Origin of the sequence: Bacillus sp. FSL K6-3458, assembly GCF_038005045.1 — a bacterium.
Taxonomy (GTDB): domain Bacteria; phylum Bacillota; class Bacilli; order Bacillales; family Bacillaceae; genus Bacillus; species Bacillus altitudinis.
Genome location: NZ_JBBOSI010000001.1, coordinates 2,475,225 through 2,491,555, shown reverse-complemented (window position 1 = coordinate 2,491,555; position 16,331 = coordinate 2,475,225). Strand labels below are relative to the sequence as shown.

Sequence of the window (16,331 nt, the reverse complement as noted above, 5' to 3'; positions counted from 1 at the left end):
GATTAATTGACAAGATGGAGGTGAAGAAATGTCAGGAGAAGTGCTTTCCCAGAATGAGATCGACGCATTATTATCCGCCATATCAACAGGCGAAATGGATGCAGAAGAGCTGAAAAAAGAAGAAACGACGAAAAAAGTGAAAGTGTATGACTTTAAACGTGCACTGCGCTTTTCAAAAGACCAGATTCGAAGTTTAACAAGAATTCATGATAACTTCGCTAGACTGCTTACCACACACTTTTCAGCGCAGCTAAGATCATATATTCAAATTTCTGTCAGCTCGGTTGACCAAGTGCCATATGAAGAATTTATTCGTTCGATTCCTAATATGACATTATTAAACTTATTTTACGTCAGCCCGCTTGAAGGAAGAATCATGCTTGAAGTGAACCCAACGATTGGCTATGCCATGATGGATAGGCTGATGGGCGGGATTGGCATTAGTCATAATAAGACAGAATCACTGACAGAAATCGAAACAAAGATTATCTCAAACATGTTTGAGGGAGCTTTGGAAAACTACAGAGAAGCGTGGCAGTCCATAACCGACATCGAGCCAGAAATGGCAGATTTCGAGGTAAATCCCCAGTTTGTTCAAATGGTGTCACCAAATGAAACAGTTGTCGTCATTTCTCTTAATACACAAATTGGTGAGGTAAGCGGGGTTATTAACCTCTGTATTCCTCACGTAGTATTAGAGCCTATTATTCCGAAGCTGTCTGTACACTACTGGATGCAATCTGAACGAAATGAACCGAAACAAGAAGAAACAAAGGCCATTGAAAAACGGATTATGACGGCGAAAATACCGGTAGTCGCAGAGCTTGGACAATCGGAAATGACGGTGGAAGAGTTTTTGAATTTGGAAATTGGTGATTGTATTGCCTTGGACAAACCAGTAAATGCGCCTCTTACTGTTATGGTCGGAAATAAACCGAAATTCTTGGGACAGGCCGGCCGCGTGAATCGGAAACAGGCGATTCAAATTCTAGATCACGACATAAGAGGTGAAGAAGATGGAGAATAACGGAAGTAAATTATCACAAGATGAAATCGATGCGCTCCTTAAAGGAGGCAGCAATGACGATATAGAGCCTGATACACTCCTTTCTGCAATGGAACAAGATGCCATTGGGGAAATCGGAAATATATCATTTGGAAGCTCTGCAACAGCACTTTCAACCCTATTAAGTCAAAAAGTGGAGATTACAACTCCAACTGTCACAGTGATTCAAAAAAGCAAGCTGAATGAGGAATTTCCTCATCCGTATGTCGCGATTGAAGTGAATTATACGGAAGGCTTCAGCGCTAGTAACCTGCTTGTCATCCAGCAAACCGATGCGGCAGTCATTGCGGATTTAATGATGGGCGGAGATGGAACAAATGCTGACCCGTCGTTAAGTGAAATTCACTTAAGTGCAGTACAAGAAGCGATGAACCAAATGATGGGTTCAGCAGCGACGTCCATGTCAACAGTCTTTAATAAAAAGATTGATATTTCTCCGCCTCGCGTTGAGTTGCTTGATGTGAAAGAAGGAGAAGGCACAGACCGCATTCCAGCTGAAGAGATGCTTGTCAAAGTGTCCTTTAGATTAACAATAGGTGAACTCATAGATTCAAATATTATGCAGCTTTACCCTATTACGTTTGCGAAAGATTTGATTGCAGAATTAACAGACCCAGCGGAAGAAGAGCCGGTTCAAGAAGCACCTCAGAGTGCACCTGAACCACAGCAGGCTGCTCCGCAAGCACAATCTGCTCCTATGCAGCAATCGGCACCGCCGAAAAGACAGGCGAAGCCAAAGCCGGCAGAACCAGTCAATGTGGCGCCAGTTGAATTTGAGGCATTTAGTGAGCCTCAGCATACAACAAGTCAGCTCGGTAATCTTGATATGCTGATGGATATTCCACTTTCCATTACAGTGGAGCTTGGAAGAACGCAGCGCAGTGTGAAAGAAGTACTTGAACTTTCCGCTGGAAGTATCATTGAACTGGACAAACTTGCAGGTGAGCCAGTCGACATTCTGGTCAACAAACGAATCGTCGCCAAAGGAGAAGTTGTTGTCATTGATGAGAACTTTGGTGTACGTGTGACTGACATTTTAAGTCAGTCTGAAAGACTTTCTAATTTAAAATAAACAAACATATAGGGAGAGAATAAGTAAATGGCTACTAAGGTATTAATCGTAGATGATGCAGCATTCATGAGAATGATGATTAAGGATATTCTTGTAAAAAACGGATTTGATGTAGTAGGAGAAGCAGAAAACGGCGCACAAGCTGTTGAAAAATATAAAGAAACATCTCCTGATCTAGTCACAATGGATATCACAATGCCAGAAATGGACGGGATCACAGCATTAAAAGAAATTAAACAAATCGATGCTTCTGCAAAAATCATTATGTGCTCAGCGATGGGACAACAATCAATGGTTATTGATGCCATTCAAGCAGGTGCAAAAGACTTTATCGTGAAGCCATTCCAGGCAGACCGTGTACTTGAAGCAATTAATAAAACGTTAGGCTAAAAAAGGGTGTAAGACTTGTTGAAAAAACGTTTGATATGTATAGCAATGATCAGTTTTATGCTTTTCTTGACAGCGCAGCCAGCCTCACTGTTTGCTGAAACAAAAGATCCTGAAAATGGCACAGTGAATGACTGGCTCAAAGATGAGAAAGAAAGCAAAAAGGATACAGAAAAGAAAACCACTGACAATCAAACGAATCCGGCAGAAGAAGTTCCCTCTTCTTCTGTCTCCATTATGGATTTTGTCAAAATGATTGGTGCCTTACTTTTTGTCATCCTGCTCATTTACGGATTGGTGAGATTTGTTGGAAAGCAAAACCGCTTACTCAAGCCATTTCGCTATGTTGAAAATATTGGCGGAACGACGGTTGGTCAAAATCGTTCAGTTCAGCTGATCAAAGTGGGCAAACGAGTATTAGTTGTCGGCGTAGCAGACTCAATCCAGCTACTAAAAGAAATCGATGATGAACAAGAATGCGAAGCGATTGTGAAACAATACGAAGAAGCGATGGAAAGTAAGACTGACTTACCGAAAATGATGCAAAAATTAACATCGCAAGTGAAGAAACACGATCAGCCGACCACTTCTTCTTTTTCAGCCAATTTAAAGGCGCAGCTAGCCGAATTGAAAAAGACCCAATCAGAAGTCAGAAAGAAAGGCCCGAAACAAAATGAATGAGTTTATCGATTTATTTAATTCCAGTGGCGCAGGGAATATTAGCACATCTGTCCGTCTTCTTTTATTGTTAACTGTATTTTCAGTTGCACCAGGCATTCTTATTTTAATGACCTGTTTTACACGGATTGTGATTGTTCTTTCGTTCGTCAGAACATCACTTGCAACCAACTCAATGCCGCCAAACCAAGTGCTTGTAGGACTTGCTTTGTTTCTCACATTTTTTATTATGGCACCCACGTTCTCAGAGATTAATAAAGAGGCACTCACGCCGCTTTTAAATGATGATATTACGTTAAATCAGGCCTATGAAAAAGCCGAAGTGCCAATTAAAGAGTTTATGAGTAAACATACGAGACAGAAAGATTTGGCTTTATTTCTTAGTTACGCAAAAATGGATACCCCTGAATCGATTAAAGATATTCCCTTAACGGCGATGGTACCAGCATTTGCAATTTCAGAATTAAAGACGGCATTTCAAATTGGTTTTATGATTTTTATTCCATTTTTAATTATTGACATGGTGGTCGCAAGTGTCCTGATGTCGATGGGGATGATGATGCTTCCGCCGGTTATGATATCGCTCCCTTTCAAAATATTGTTATTTGTATTAGTTGATGGATGGTATTTGATTGTTAAATCTTTGCTGCAAAGCTTTTAGAGTAGGTGCTTAAAACATGAGTTCAGAATTTGTCATTACGATGGCTGAAAGATCAGTGTATGTTGTATTACTTGTCAGCGGGCCGCTTCTAGCGCTCGCACTAATCGTGGGACTAATTGTCAGTGTGTTTCAGGCGACAACCCAAATCCAAGAACAGACGCTTGCGTTCATTCCAAAAATTGTTGCAGTGCTCATTGGACTTGTTGTGTTTGGTCCGTGGATGCTTTCAACAATTGTGTCATTTACAACAGAGCTGTTCTCGAATTTAGATCGATTTGCAGGTTAATCAGAGATGTCAATCATAGAATTATTTCCTGCCTTTCTTCTCGTTTTCATTCGGATCACCGCTTTTTTCGTGACAGTGCCGCTATTAGCGCATCGAACGATACCAGCAGTTCACAGAGTTGGTTTTTCACTGTTTTTGGCTGTCATTAGTTTTAGCACAATTAAAGAACCGCCAGCACTCGATATCGACGGTCTTTACATGATGCTTGCCGTGAAAGAAGCAATGGTCGGACTTCTGCTTGGACTGATTGCATATATCATGGTGTCCGCAGTTCAAATTGCCGGCTCATTCATCGATTTTCAAATGGGTTTTGCGATTGCCAATATTATTGATCCACAAACAGGGGCGCAAACGCCGCTGATGGGGCAGTTTTTTTATACGGTGACCTTGCTGCTGATGCTGGCAACAAATGCTCATCACTTGCTGCTTGATGGAATCTATTACAGCTTTCAATATATTCAAGTTGATCAGTATGCGCTGAACTTCGGTAGTGAATCCTTTGCTTACTTTATTGCAAAGAGCTTCAACCAAATGTTCATCATAGCCTTTCAAATCTCAGCACCTGTTGTGGCTAGTTTGTTTTTAGTCGATTTGGCATTAGGAATTGTGGCACGTACAGTTCCGCAAATGAACGTATTTGTCGTTGGACTTCCCATTAAAATGGGCGTGAGTTTTATTATGATCATCATTTGTATGGGTGTCATCTTCGGGGTCGTCCAAAATACATTTGAAACGATTGTGCTCACCATGAGGAATTTCTTAGCATTGGTCGGTGGTTCGTCATGACGACAAGACTTAGACTCGACTTGCAATTTTTCGCAGGTGAAAAAACAGAAAAAGCAACACCGAAAAAAAGACGGGATTCACGTAAAAAAGGGCAGGTTGCCAAAAGTACCGACGTCAATACAGCCATCTCATTTCTACTAATCTTTTTATCATTCTTTTTTATTGGGCCTTTTATGAAAGAGCGTATTATTGCGCTCATTGAACGTTTTTATTCAACAACGATGCTAATGAAGGTTAGCACATCTAATATTCATCAACTATTTGTGGAATTGCTTCAGGAAACAGGACTCCTCCTCATGCCAATCCTTGGTGTTGGTATGCTGGCAGGGATCATTAGTAACTATTTGCAGGTTGGCTTTCTCTTTTCGACAGAAGTAATCAAACCGAAATTAGAAAAACTCGATCCAATCAAAGGGTTTAAACGAATATACAGTATTCGAGCCCTCGTAGAGCTATTAAAATCCATTTTGAAAATTGGTTTAATTGGTTTTGCTACATTTATTGCACTTTGGATGCACTTTGACGATATCCTGAGGCTTCCTTTATTAACAGCAGAGGAAACTCTTCATTTCGTGGCAAATATGACCTTGATTATGGGTCTATATGCAGCAGGTGCTCTCATGATCTTAGCAGGGCTTGATTACATGTATCAGAAATTTGATTATGAAAAAAACTTACGGATGTCTAAACAAGACATCAAAGATGAGTATAAAAAATCAGAGGGTGACCCGCTCATAAAATCAAAAATTAAACAGCGGCAAAGGGAAATGGCCATGAGACGGATGATGCAGGAAGTCCCAAAAGCGGACGTCATCATTACAAACCCGACCCACTACGCAATTGCCTTGAAATATGACGAAGAAAAGATGGACGCGCCCTATGTTGTAGCAAAGGGAACAGATATTTTGGCTTTGAAAATTAGAACAATTGCGAAAGAACATGATGTCATGACTGTAGAGAACCGGCCACTCGCCCGCGCCCTCTATGATCAAGTGGATATCGACCAAGCGGTGCCGGAAGAGTATTTTAAGGCGATCGCAGAAATTTTGGCTTACGTATATAAAACGAAACAAAAGATTTTATGAATTTTTGGTTTTAAAAGGAGAGAACAGGCATGTCAGCAAGAGATTTATCTGTTTTATTCAGTGTTATTTTAATCGTGGCGATGCTGGTCATACCGTTTCCGCCCATCCTATTAAGTATTTTAATCATTATTAATATTTCTCTTGCGCTTATCGTGCTTCTCACCACAATGAACATGCAAGAACCACTGCAATTTTCCATTTTTCCATCTTTGCTTTTGCTCTTAACACTGTTTCGTTTAGGGCTTAACATCTCTACAACCCGTTCTATTTTATCAACTGGAGATGCTGGTAAGGTTGTAGAAACGTTTGGATCATTTGTTGTTGGGGGCAATATACTCGTTGGTCTGGTTGTCTTCCTTATTCTGATCATCATTCAGTTTATTGTCATCACCAAAGGGGCAGAGCGTGTATCAGAGGTTGCGGCCAGATTTACACTCGATGCGATGCCAGGTAAACAGATGAGTATTGACGCAGATTTGAATGCAGGAATGCTGACAGAAAGTGAAGCTAGAAACCGCCGTGAAAAAGTAGCAAGAGAAGCAGACTTTTATGGTGCAATGGATGGTGCAAGTAAGTTCGTTAAAGGGGATGCCATCGCAGGTATTATTATCGTCATTATCAATATTATTTTTGGCATCATTATTGGGATGATTCAGCAAGGAATGTCAATTCAAGAATCAGCTTCCCACTTTACTCTTTTAACAGTGGGGGATGGAATTGTGTCGCAGATCCCTGCACTTCTTATTTCAACAGCGACAGGGATTGTTGTCACGAGAGCGGCTTCTAACGGAAACCTTGGTTCAGACATTACGGGTCAGCTCTTTGCCTTCCCTGCCATGCTTTATGTCACAGCAGGTACGATCTTCCTGCTTGGATTGTTTACGCCAATTGGCGTACTTTTGACAGGGCCGATCGCAGGTTTACTTGCACTCGGTGCGTACATGATGTCGAAAAACAAACAGGATCAAGAAGAGATTGAAGAAGTACTGGAAGAACAGGCAGAGGTAGAAGAGATGAAAAGTCCAGAAAGCGTCATTCATCTCCTGCAAATGGATGCCATTGAATTTGAATTTGGCTACGGGTTGATCCCGCTTGCAGATGCCAATCAAGGCGGAGACCTGCTAGACCGAATTGTCATGATCAGAAGGCAGCTTGCTCTTGAACTAGGTCTTGTCATTCCAGTTGTCCGTATTCGAGACAACATTGCGCTGAACCCGAATGAATACAGGCTCAAAATAAAAGGGAACGAAGTGGCAAAAGGAGAGCTGCTGCTCGATCATTACTTAGCGATGTCTCCAACGCCTGATGATGATCCGATTGAAGGAATTGAAACAATCGAACCATCCTTTGGTCTGCCGGCAAAATGGATATCAGAAGCAGAAAAAGATCAGGCTGAAATGCTTGGGTATACAGTGGTCGATCCAGCATCTGTTGTGTCTACCCACATCACAGAGAAGATTAGACAAAATACCCATGAGCTGCTTGGACGCCAAGAAACGAAGCAATTAATCGATCATCTGAAAGAAAGTTATCCAGTTCTAGTAGATGAGGTAACACCGAATCCACTAGCAGTCGGGGATATCCAAAAAGTACTTGCAAAGCTTCTGAAAGAAAAGGTCTCCATTCGAAATCTTGTGACCATTTTTGAGACCCTTGCAGACTACGGAAAATTAACGACTGATACAGACTTGCTAACAGAGTATGTTAGACAGGCACTTGCAAGACAGATTACTGCACAGTATGCAAGAGAAAATGAATCACTGAAAGTCGTGACATGCTCAGGCCGAGTCGAAAAGGTGATTGCAGACAGCGTGCAGCAAACAGAGCATGGGAACTACTTATCGTTAGATCCAGAATCCTCTGAAAGTGTGATTCAATCAGTGGCGAGAGAAATTGAACAGCTTTCGCTTCGTCAGGAAACGCCGGTTCTATTATGCTCACCTCCTATAAGAATGTACGTCAAACAGTTGTTAGAAAGATATTTCCCAGAATTACCGGTACTATCTTATAACGAACTAGAAGCAAATGTGGAAGTACAGAGCATCGGAGTGGTGGATATCTAATGAAAATGAAAAAAATCACAGCGAATTCTATGCAGGAGGCAACGATCCAAATCAGGCAGCAGCTTGGGAAGGATGCCGTCATATTAAATTCGAAAACCGTTGTCAAACGAAAGCTGTTCGGTTTAAAGAAACAGCAAATGGTCGAAGTGATTGCAGTGCTGGATCAAGATTTTGAAGAAAGAGCCGGTAAAGGATTACAACCAGCAGCTGCGCCTATCCCGGTGTTACCGAAAAAGGAGCAGACTCAACACCTTACACAAGAGCTGCCGGCTGCTGCTCAAGCAGTCAAAGCAGCGCCTTCTCATTCTCAGCCTATAGAATATGCAAGAAACGAACGCCATGCCGGGATCTTGCCGGATTCTCTCATGAAAATGGATCAAAAGCTAAAGGATCAAGGTCTTGATGCTGAGATTCGAGATGAGTGCTTAAAGGGTCTTTTAACAAAAGGTGCTGTGAAAGAAGAGCAGATTGAAAAAGAACTTGAAAAACTACTCACAGGGATGCTGCCGGCTCACACTTCTGATGAGCCGATGATTCGTTCGAAATACATTGTGTTGTTTGGTTCAACTGGTGCTGGTAAAACCACAACGATTGCAAAGCTGGCTGCGAAAACGGCTATTCAGCAGCAAAAGAAAATTGCTTTTATCACAACAGATACGTACCGGATTGCCGCGATTGAACAACTAAAAACATATGCTGAACTGCTGAATGCACCTCTTGAGGTTTGTTATTCAAGAGAGGACTTTGTGAAAGCACAGCAGACCTTTAAAGACTATGATCATATTTTCATCGATACAGCAGGCCGTAACTTTAAAGAAGAGGCGTACATCAAAGAGCTGACAGATATCATTCCATTTGATGAAAGCATTCAAAGTTTTCTCGTCATGAGTGCGACATCGAAATATCAAGATATGAAAGCCATGGTCAAACGTTTTGAACACGTTCCAATCGATCAATTTATTTTTACTAAAGTTGATGAAACAGACACGATGGGAACGATCTTTCAAATCATTGCAGAATCTCAAATCGGGCTCGGGTTTTTAACAAATGGTCAAAATGTACCTGAGGATATTCTTGAGAGTTCCCCCCTTGATTTGACAAGGATGGTCTTACAATGATGAAGCCTGACCAAGCCGAAGGTTTAAGAAAGCTTGTTCAGCAGAATCAACTGATTGTACCGAACACTCTTCATGCGAATGGACAGGCGAAAACCATTGCTGTCATGAGCGGTAAAGGCGGAGTAGGTAAATCGAATTTAACGCTGAATATGGCACTGTCTATCGCAAGTACGGGCAAGCAAGTGCTCATCATCGACCTCGACTTTGGCATGGGGAATATTGATATTTTACTAGGGAAAACATCGACTAGCTCTATATTAGATGTGCTTGTTAGAAAAAAATCCTTCCAAGCGGCTATGACAAAAGGAACGGACAATCTGTATTACATTTCTGGCGGAAGCGGGCTTGAACAGCTGTTTTCTTTAGACAAAGATCAATGGTCGTTCTTTTTAGAAGAGATGGAGAAAATATTGAATGACTTTGATTGTATATTCTTTGATATGGGTGCAGGCTTGTCAAAAGATCAACTCCCTTTTGTCTTATCGGCAGGAGAGGTGGTCGTTGTGACAACGCCAGAACCAACATCCATCATGGATGCCTACAGCGCAATTAAGCACTTAGCCATTCATCAGTTTGAACAGTCTGTTCAAATCATCGTCAACCGGTGTAAAACCCCTTCGGAAGGATCTGAAACGTACCGGAAATTAGCAGGAGTGGTGACGTCATTTCTACACCGAAAGCTTGTGTTTGCTGGGGCGGTGCCTGATGATCCTGCTGTTCCTAAAGCAGTCACTGAACAAATTCCATTTTATATGAAGCAGCCTCATTCAAGGCTAAGTAAAACCATTAAAATGCTGGCTGAAACACTGTATCATCAGCAGATAAGAGCGGCACGGAGAGAGCAGCATACGTTTATAGATAAGTTGTCCTCTTTTTTTAAAAGGAGGAAGGTGGACTCATGATTAGAGTGCTTGTAGTAGATGACTCGGCTTTTATGAGAAAACTCATCAGTGATTTCCTAAGTGCCGAGCAAGAAATTGAAGTCGTCGGAACGGCGCGAAATGGAGAAGATGCCTTAAAGCGGATTAAGGAATTGAATCCAGATGTTGTCACACTTGATGTGGAAATGCCTGTTCTAAATGGAACAGAAGCATTAAAACAAATTCTGGCTGAACACGACCTTGCTGTGATTATGGTGTCAAGCCAGACGAAGCAAGGGAAGGAATTAACCATCCATTGCTTAGAACTCGGTGCTTTTGACTTTGTGACAAAGCCTTCAGGAAGTATTTCGCTCGATTTACACAAAGTAAGAGGTCAAATTGTAGAGCGGGTACTTGCGGCAGGCCTGTCGAGGAAACGTACTGAGAAACAAGTTTCTCCTAAGCCGTTCATGAAGCCGCCAAGTCCAATTCCAGCGGCCGCTCCCCGTCTGCAAGAAGTAAGAAGCGGTTCATCACTCCGAAAGATTATTTCAATCGGAACTTCTACGGGAGGGCCTAGGGCGCTTCAACGAGTCGTCACGAAGCTGCCAAAAGACATAGAGGCGCCGATTTTGATTGTGCAGCATATGCCGGCAGGATTTACGGCATCGCTGGCTACTAGATTAGATCATTTATCACAAATTACGATCAAAGAAGCTCAAGATGGAGACATCGCTAAAAATGGAGTGGCTTACATAGCTCCTGGTGGATTGAATATGTCACTTCATGAACAAGGGGCAGCTTTAGTGATCAGGCTGTCCCCAGAAGACACTGACAGCCGTCACAAACCTTCTGTTAACTATTTATTTGAATCCATCAGCAACATAAAAGGTTACGAGAAAATCGCTGTCATTATGACAGGAATGGGTAGTGATGGCACAGAAGGTGTCAAAAAAATGGTCGCAAGCGGTCATACAAAAGTCATTGCAGAAAAAGAAGAATCATGTGTTGTTTTCGGAATGCCTAAATCAGTCATTAAAGCAGGCCTTGCACATGAAACAAGGCATGTGGATGACATCGCACATGCAATTATAAGCTCCATGAAAAAAGAGAGGGCGTGAACACGTTGGATGTAAACCAATACTTAGATATCTTTTTAGATGAAAGCAGAGAACACTTACAAACTTGTAATGAAAAACTTCTTGAATTAGAAAAGAACCCAACAGACTTGCAGCTAGTGAATGATATATTCAGAGCCGCTCATACACTGAAAGGCATGAGTGCAACGATGGGCTTTGATGATATGGCTCAATTAACACATCATTTAGAAAACATGTTTGATGCCATCAGAAACGAACAAATGATTGTCACTCCTGAATCAATGGATACGATGTTTGAAGCACTCGATCACCTTGAAGCAATGGTTCAATCGATTGCAGAGGGCGGGGATGGAAAACGTGATGTCACGGAGATTAGTAAAAAACTAGATGTGACAGGAAGCCATGCAGAAACAGCCTCTGCCGTTGAGACTGCTGAAGCATCATCAGCTGCAAGCGACCTAGACTATAACGAATTTGAACGAACAGTTCTTGATGAAGCGAGAGAACAAGGCTTTAAATGTTATGAGCTGAACGTGACATTAAGTGACGCATGCTTATTAAAAGCCGTTCGTGTCTATATGATTTTTGAAAGACTGAACGAAGCAGGAGAAGTTGTCAAAACGGTTCCGAATGCAGAACTTTTAGAATCAGAAGATTTTGAATCTGAATTCAGCATTTCTTACTTATCGAAACAGCCGATGGAAGAAGTGAAAAAAATCGTGACAGCGATCTCAGAGGTTGAACAAGTGGAGATTTCTGAAGTCTCTGCCTTTGAAGAAGCGGCTCCGGCTGAAACAAAAGCAGAGAAACCTGAGCAGAAAAATGAAGAAGTCGCAGCTCCTGCTGCTAAAGCGCCAGCAAACGATGCGCCAAAAGCAAATGGCAATAACGGTGCAGCTGCCGGCGGAACGAAAACGATCCGTGTCAACATCGATCGTCTAGATTCGCTTATGAACCTGTTTGAAGAGCTTGTCATTGATAGAGGACGTTTAGAACAGATTGCTAAAGAACTTGAAAACAACGAACTCACGGATACAGTGGAAAGAATGTCCCGTATTTCTGGAGACCTGCAATCGATCATCTTGAACATGAGAATGGTGCCTGTAGAAACGGTGTTTAACAGATTCCCACGTATGATTCGTCAATTGACGAAAGAGCTCAATAAGAAAATTGAACTGATCATTGAAGGTGCTGAGACAGAGCTTGATCGAACAGTGATCGATGAAATTGGCGATCCGCTCTTACACTTACTTAGAAACAGTCTCGATCACGGGATTGAATCACCAGAAGAACGTGTGAAAAAAGGCAAACCAGAAAAAGGAACTGTTCTTTTAAAAGCATATCATAGCGGAAACCATGTCTTCATTGAAGTAGAAGATGATGGCGGCGGGATTAACCGTAAAAAGGTCCTTGAAAAAGCATTAGAGCGCGGAGTTATTACAGAAAGAGAAGCGGAAACGCTTGAAGATCACCAAATTGATTCATTGATCTTTGCAGCAGGGTTCTCTACAGCGGATACGATTTCTGATATCTCGGGCCGGGGTGTAGGTCTTGACGTTGTGAAAAACAAGCTGGAATCATTAGGTGGTTCTGTGAGTATTAACTCAACAGAAGGTCAAGGCTCACTGTTCTCAATTCAGCTTCCACTCACATTATCGATCATTTCCGTACTTCTTGTGAAACTAGAGGAAGAAACATTTGCTATTCCGATTTCTTCTATTATAGAAACAGCTGTCATTAAGAAGAGTGACATCCTTCAAACGCATGATCGTGAAGTCATTGATTTCCGTGGATTTATCGTACCGGTTGTGTACTTGAAGAAACAGTTCAACGTACCAAATGCGAATGATTTAGAAGAAGAACTGCACATTATTGTTGTCCGTAAAGGAGACAAGCTAACAGCATTTGTGGTCGATTCGTTTATCGGTCAGCAAGAGGTTGTATTGAAATCACTTGGAGATTACCTACCAAACGTATTTGCGATATCAGGCGCAACAATCTTAGGTGACGGTCAGGTTGCACTCATCGTTGACTGTAATGCACTGATTAAGTAAAAAACAATAGAGGAGCGGTCTGAAATGAGTACAGATATCAAAACTGGCGAAAAGATGATTGTGTTTATCGTAAACAAAAAAGAATACGCCATTTCAGTATCAGAAGTAAAGTCCATTGAAAAATGGCAGCAGCCGACAAGAGTTCCTGGCGTTGCCCCTTATATATGCGGTGTCATTAATCTACGTGGTGTCGTGACACCTGTCATTGACCTTAGAGTGAGACTTGGATCAACTGACAACGAGATTACAGACGAAACAAGAATGATTATTGTACAAGTTGGTGACATTGAAGTCGGCTGGATTGTTGATGAAGCAAATGATGTCATTACTGTTCATCAGGAAGAGGTAGAATCTTCTACTGATACAGCTGAAAAAGAAGGACTGTCATGGGTGACAGGAATTATTAAGCATGATCAGCGTCTATTCAATATCATTCATGCTGGTGCGGTCCTCGACAAGAGCGTGCAAGATGCACCTGTTCATTAAGGGGGATGTGAGATGAGCATTTTCAATGAAATTAAAGATGAACAGCTAGATATATTAAGTGAGGTTGGGAATATCGGAGCAGGCCATGCAGCGTCTGCTCTTGCCAGCCTATTGAATCGCAAAATTGATATGGCTGTTCCTTTTGTCAAAGTTCTCTCGTTTGAAGATTTAATGGATTTCTTTGGTGGAGCAGACCTTCCAGTTGCCAGTATCTTTTTGCGAATGGAGGGTGATCTTACCGGTTCAATCTTTTTCATTATGCCGTTTGAACAAGCTGAACAATTTGTAAGAGAGCTTGTTCAGGACCCAGCATTTGATATTGATACGATTCATGAACACATGCTAGGAACATCAGCGCTTCATGAGCTAGGAAATATTTTAGCGGGCTCTTATTTATCAGCACTTGCCGATTTAACAAAACTGCAGCTTCAACCAAGTGTTCCAGATGTCACGCTCGACATGTTCGGGGCTGTCATTAGTGAAGGATTAATGCAGTTTAGCCCTCTCGGCGATCAGGCGATTGTGATTGATACATCGATTTTTGATGATCAAAATCAGCAAGAGCTGAAAGGAAATATGTTTCTATTACCAGACTTTGAATCGTTTGAAAAACTGTTCAAAGCATTAGGTAACCTATAATGAACGTGCAGATTCCGGCAGTTGTAAAGGTTGGTATAGCGGATGTTCAGCTTGTGAAAACACCGGACCGTATTCGGACATCCGGTCTCGGTTCTTGCGTAGGACTTGTCCTTTTTGACCAAGAAAAAAAACTGGCAGGACTTGTCCATGTCATGCTTCCAGACTCCTCTCTTTCAAAAGGAGCGGTAGAGAACTTGGCTAAGTATGCAGATACAGGTGTCAAGCATACAATTGATCTGCTCTTAAAAGAAGGAGCGCGCAAACATGCGCTAAAAGCGAAGCTTGCTGGCGGCGCAGAAATGTTTAAATTTAAGTCAACCAATGATCTGATGAGAATTGGACCTAGAAATGTATCAGCTGTGAAAGAAAATCTGTCTCTTCATCATATCCCGATCATTAGTGAGGACACGGGCGGAAACAATGGACGCACGATTGAATTTGATCCGCTTACAACAGAACTTGAGATCCGCACTGTGAAACAAGGCATTATGAAGATATAACTAAGGAAGTATAGGGGGAGAAAGATGCAATCCTTAAATTACGAAGATCAGGCGCTATGGGCTAGATGGAAAGAGTGGAAGGACCCAGCTGCTGGAGATGATCTTATGCGCCGCTATATGCCGCTCGTCACATATCATGTTGGAAGAATTTCCATCGGTCTCCCGAAGTCAGTGCACAAAGAAGACTTGATCAGTCTAGGGATGCTCGGTTTATATGATGCCCTTGAAAAATTTGACCCCGGAAGAGATCTGAAGTTTGATACATATGCATCCTTCAGAATTCGCGGGGCCATCATCGACGGTCTTCGTAAAGAGGACTGGCTGCCTCGTACATCAAGAGAAAAAACAAAAAAAGTAGAAGCGGCAATTGAAAAGCTTGAACAGCGATATTTACGAAATGTGACACCAACAGAGGTTGCTGAAGAACTCGGCATGAGTGAACAAGATGTGGTCACAACGATGAATGAAGGGTTCTTTGCGAATTTGCTCTCGATTGATGAGAAGCTGCATGATCAAGAAGACGGAGAAAACGTTCAAGTCATGATTCGCGACGAAAAGACTGTGACACCTGAAGAAAAAATGCTGAAAGATGAATTAATTGAACAGCTTGCCGAAAAAATGACAGAGCTTTCGGAAAAAGAAAAGCTTGTGATTAGTCTTTTCTATAAAGAGGAATTGACGTTAACGGAAATTGGTCAAGTGCTTAATTTATCGACCTCCCGCATTTCGCAAATTCATTCAAAGGCATTGTTCAAGCTTAAGCATCTGCTTGATAAAGCCATTCAATCTTAAAGAGTTAGTGAGTGAAAAAATATGCTATGGCTGATTAGCTTTATGCTTCATGCTGCACTTATTTATTTTGTGATCATTTTATACACGAGAATGAATTCGCTGAAGGCAACAGAACAAAAGCAGCGAGAGCTTTTAGAAGAAACGGAAAATACCCTGGCTGCATTTTTGATGGAAGTCAAAGAAGAGAATGAAAAACTATCAAAAGCTGCAGCCACTTCCCCTGATTTTTCTGCTGAAGAGCTGAAATCGGATCTTCAGACACCAAAGCAGCCACAACCACCAATTGAATCCCAGCAATCGGTAGAAAGTGAAGATCCAGTTCCGGAGCACCTGTCGGCTCTCCTTAGCGAAGTTGAGGTGCAGGAAGAGAAGGTAAACGAACCCGTTTCAAGTCTCGAAACAGAAGCTTCTGCGCCTTCTGAAAGTGAAAGAGAAGAAACATTCGAGGATCAAGTAAAGGCCTTATATGATCAAGGGCTATCATTAGAAGAAATAGCGAAAGAATTAAAAACGGGCAAGACAGAAATCGAGCTTTTATTAAAATTTAGCGGAAAGCTGTAAAGGATTCTTGATTGTCAGTCCATCATGTGTTATATTATTTCTTGGTGTTAAATACACACGCTTAATGATTCGTATGAAGGTGCTGCCGTGGCGCAGTTTTATGTGAACATGACTTAAGCGGAGGAAAAAAAACCATT

Annotated in this window: 18 protein-coding genes; all 18 read left to right on the top strand. The window is 41.8% G+C overall.

Going from position 1 to position 16,331, the window contains the following annotated elements; all coding sequences use genetic code 11:
* The first annotated feature begins 28 nt into the window (after positions 1 to 28).
* The 18 genes from fliM to MHH23_RS13095 are packed head-to-tail and all read left to right on the top strand — an operon-like array spanning position 29 to position 16,194.
* Positions 29 to 1,027: a flagellar motor switch protein FliM gene (fliM, locus tag MHH23_RS13180; RefSeq protein WP_008354483.1), complete on the top strand. Its 999-nt coding sequence runs from the start codon at positions 29 to 31 to the stop codon at positions 1,025 to 1,027.
* Positions 1,017 to 2,138 carry a flagellar motor switch phosphatase FliY gene (gene fliY, locus MHH23_RS13175; protein WP_007499588.1) on the top strand — a complete coding sequence of 374 codons (1,122 nt, stop codon included), beginning with the start codon at positions 1,017 to 1,019 and terminating at the stop codon, positions 2,136 to 2,138. Before fliM ends, fliY begins: the two co-directional genes overlap by 11 nt.
* Positions 2,139 to 2,165: 27 nt before the next feature.
* Positions 2,166 to 2,528 (top strand): response regulator, encoded by a 363-nt coding sequence (locus MHH23_RS13170; protein WP_007499584.1) that lies wholly within the window; start codon positions 2,166 to 2,168, stop codon positions 2,526 to 2,528.
* An 18-nt stretch (positions 2,529 to 2,546) separates the two neighbouring features.
* A complete protein-coding gene (gene fliZ / locus MHH23_RS13165) occupies positions 2,547 to 3,206 on the top strand; it encodes a flagella biosynthesis regulatory protein FliZ (RefSeq protein ID WP_024720357.1) in 660 nt (219 codons plus the stop codon).
* A complete protein-coding gene (fliP, locus tag MHH23_RS13160; protein WP_007499580.1) occupies positions 3,199 to 3,864 on the top strand; it encodes a flagellar type III secretion system pore protein FliP in 666 nt (221 codons plus the stop codon). Before fliZ ends, fliP begins: the two co-directional genes overlap by 8 nt.
* A 16-nt stretch (positions 3,865 to 3,880) precedes the next feature.
* Positions 3,881 to 4,150: a flagellar biosynthesis protein FliQ gene (gene fliQ / locus MHH23_RS13155; protein ID WP_003211206.1), complete on the top strand. Its 270-nt coding sequence runs from the start codon at positions 3,881 to 3,883 to the stop codon at positions 4,148 to 4,150.
* A gap of 6 nt (positions 4,151 to 4,156) precedes the next feature.
* Positions 4,157 to 4,936: a flagellar biosynthetic protein FliR gene (gene fliR, locus MHH23_RS13150; protein ID WP_007499578.1), complete on the top strand. Its 780-nt coding sequence runs from the start codon at positions 4,157 to 4,159 to the stop codon at positions 4,934 to 4,936.
* Entirely contained in the window at positions 4,933 to 6,021 is a 1,089-nt protein-coding gene (flhB, locus tag MHH23_RS13145) for a flagellar biosynthesis protein FlhB (protein ID WP_041507303.1), read from the top strand. Before fliR ends, flhB begins: the two co-directional genes overlap by 4 nt.
* Positions 6,022 to 6,050: 29 nt before the next feature.
* Entirely contained in the window at positions 6,051 to 8,084 is a 2,034-nt protein-coding gene (flhA, locus tag MHH23_RS13140; RefSeq protein ID WP_045034262.1) for a flagellar biosynthesis protein FlhA, read from the top strand.
* Entirely contained in the window at positions 8,084 to 9,202 is a 1,119-nt protein-coding gene (gene flhF, locus MHH23_RS13135; protein WP_039166667.1) for a flagellar biosynthesis protein FlhF, read from the top strand. Before flhA ends, flhF begins: the two co-directional genes overlap by 1 nt.
* Positions 9,199 to 10,104: a MinD/ParA family protein gene (locus MHH23_RS13130; protein ID WP_340959638.1), complete on the top strand. Its 906-nt coding sequence runs from the start codon at positions 9,199 to 9,201 to the stop codon at positions 10,102 to 10,104. The genes flhF and MHH23_RS13130 overlap by 4 nt, the downstream gene beginning before the upstream one ends.
* The gene (locus MHH23_RS13125; RefSeq protein ID WP_008344775.1) at positions 10,101 to 11,183 is read left to right on the top strand and encodes a protein-glutamate methylesterase/protein-glutamine glutaminase; all 1,083 of its coding nucleotides are present in this window, start codon (positions 10,101 to 10,103) and stop codon (positions 11,181 to 11,183) included. The genes MHH23_RS13130 and MHH23_RS13125 overlap by 4 nt, the downstream gene beginning before the upstream one ends.
* A 5-nt stretch (positions 11,184 to 11,188) precedes the next feature.
* Positions 11,189 to 13,216 (top strand): chemotaxis protein CheA, encoded by a 2,028-nt coding sequence (locus MHH23_RS13120; RefSeq protein ID WP_024720362.1) that lies wholly within the window; start codon positions 11,189 to 11,191, stop codon positions 13,214 to 13,216.
* Positions 13,217 to 13,240: 24 nt separating this feature from the next.
* Positions 13,241 to 13,702: a chemotaxis protein CheW gene (locus MHH23_RS13115; RefSeq protein ID WP_007499568.1), complete on the top strand. Its 462-nt coding sequence runs from the start codon at positions 13,241 to 13,243 to the stop codon at positions 13,700 to 13,702.
* A 12-nt stretch (positions 13,703 to 13,714) separates the two neighbouring features.
* Positions 13,715 to 14,341: a chemotaxis protein CheC gene (locus tag MHH23_RS13110; RefSeq protein WP_024720363.1), complete on the top strand. Its 627-nt coding sequence runs from the start codon at positions 13,715 to 13,717 to the stop codon at positions 14,339 to 14,341.
* Complete coding sequence (locus MHH23_RS13105) at positions 14,341 to 14,841, top strand: chemotaxis protein CheD (protein ID WP_340959637.1); 501 nt, start codon at positions 14,341 to 14,343, stop codon at positions 14,839 to 14,841. Before MHH23_RS13110 ends, MHH23_RS13105 begins: the two co-directional genes overlap by 1 nt.
* Positions 14,842 to 14,865: 24 nt before the next feature.
* Positions 14,866 to 15,633 (top strand): FliA/WhiG family RNA polymerase sigma factor, encoded by a 768-nt coding sequence (locus MHH23_RS13100; RefSeq protein ID WP_007499565.1) that lies wholly within the window; start codon positions 14,866 to 14,868, stop codon positions 15,631 to 15,633.
* 21 nt (positions 15,634 to 15,654) lie between these two features.
* Positions 15,655 to 16,194 (top strand): hypothetical protein, encoded by a 540-nt coding sequence (locus MHH23_RS13095; protein WP_045034267.1) that lies wholly within the window; start codon positions 15,655 to 15,657, stop codon positions 16,192 to 16,194.
* Positions 16,195 to 16,331: the final 137 nt, after the last annotated feature.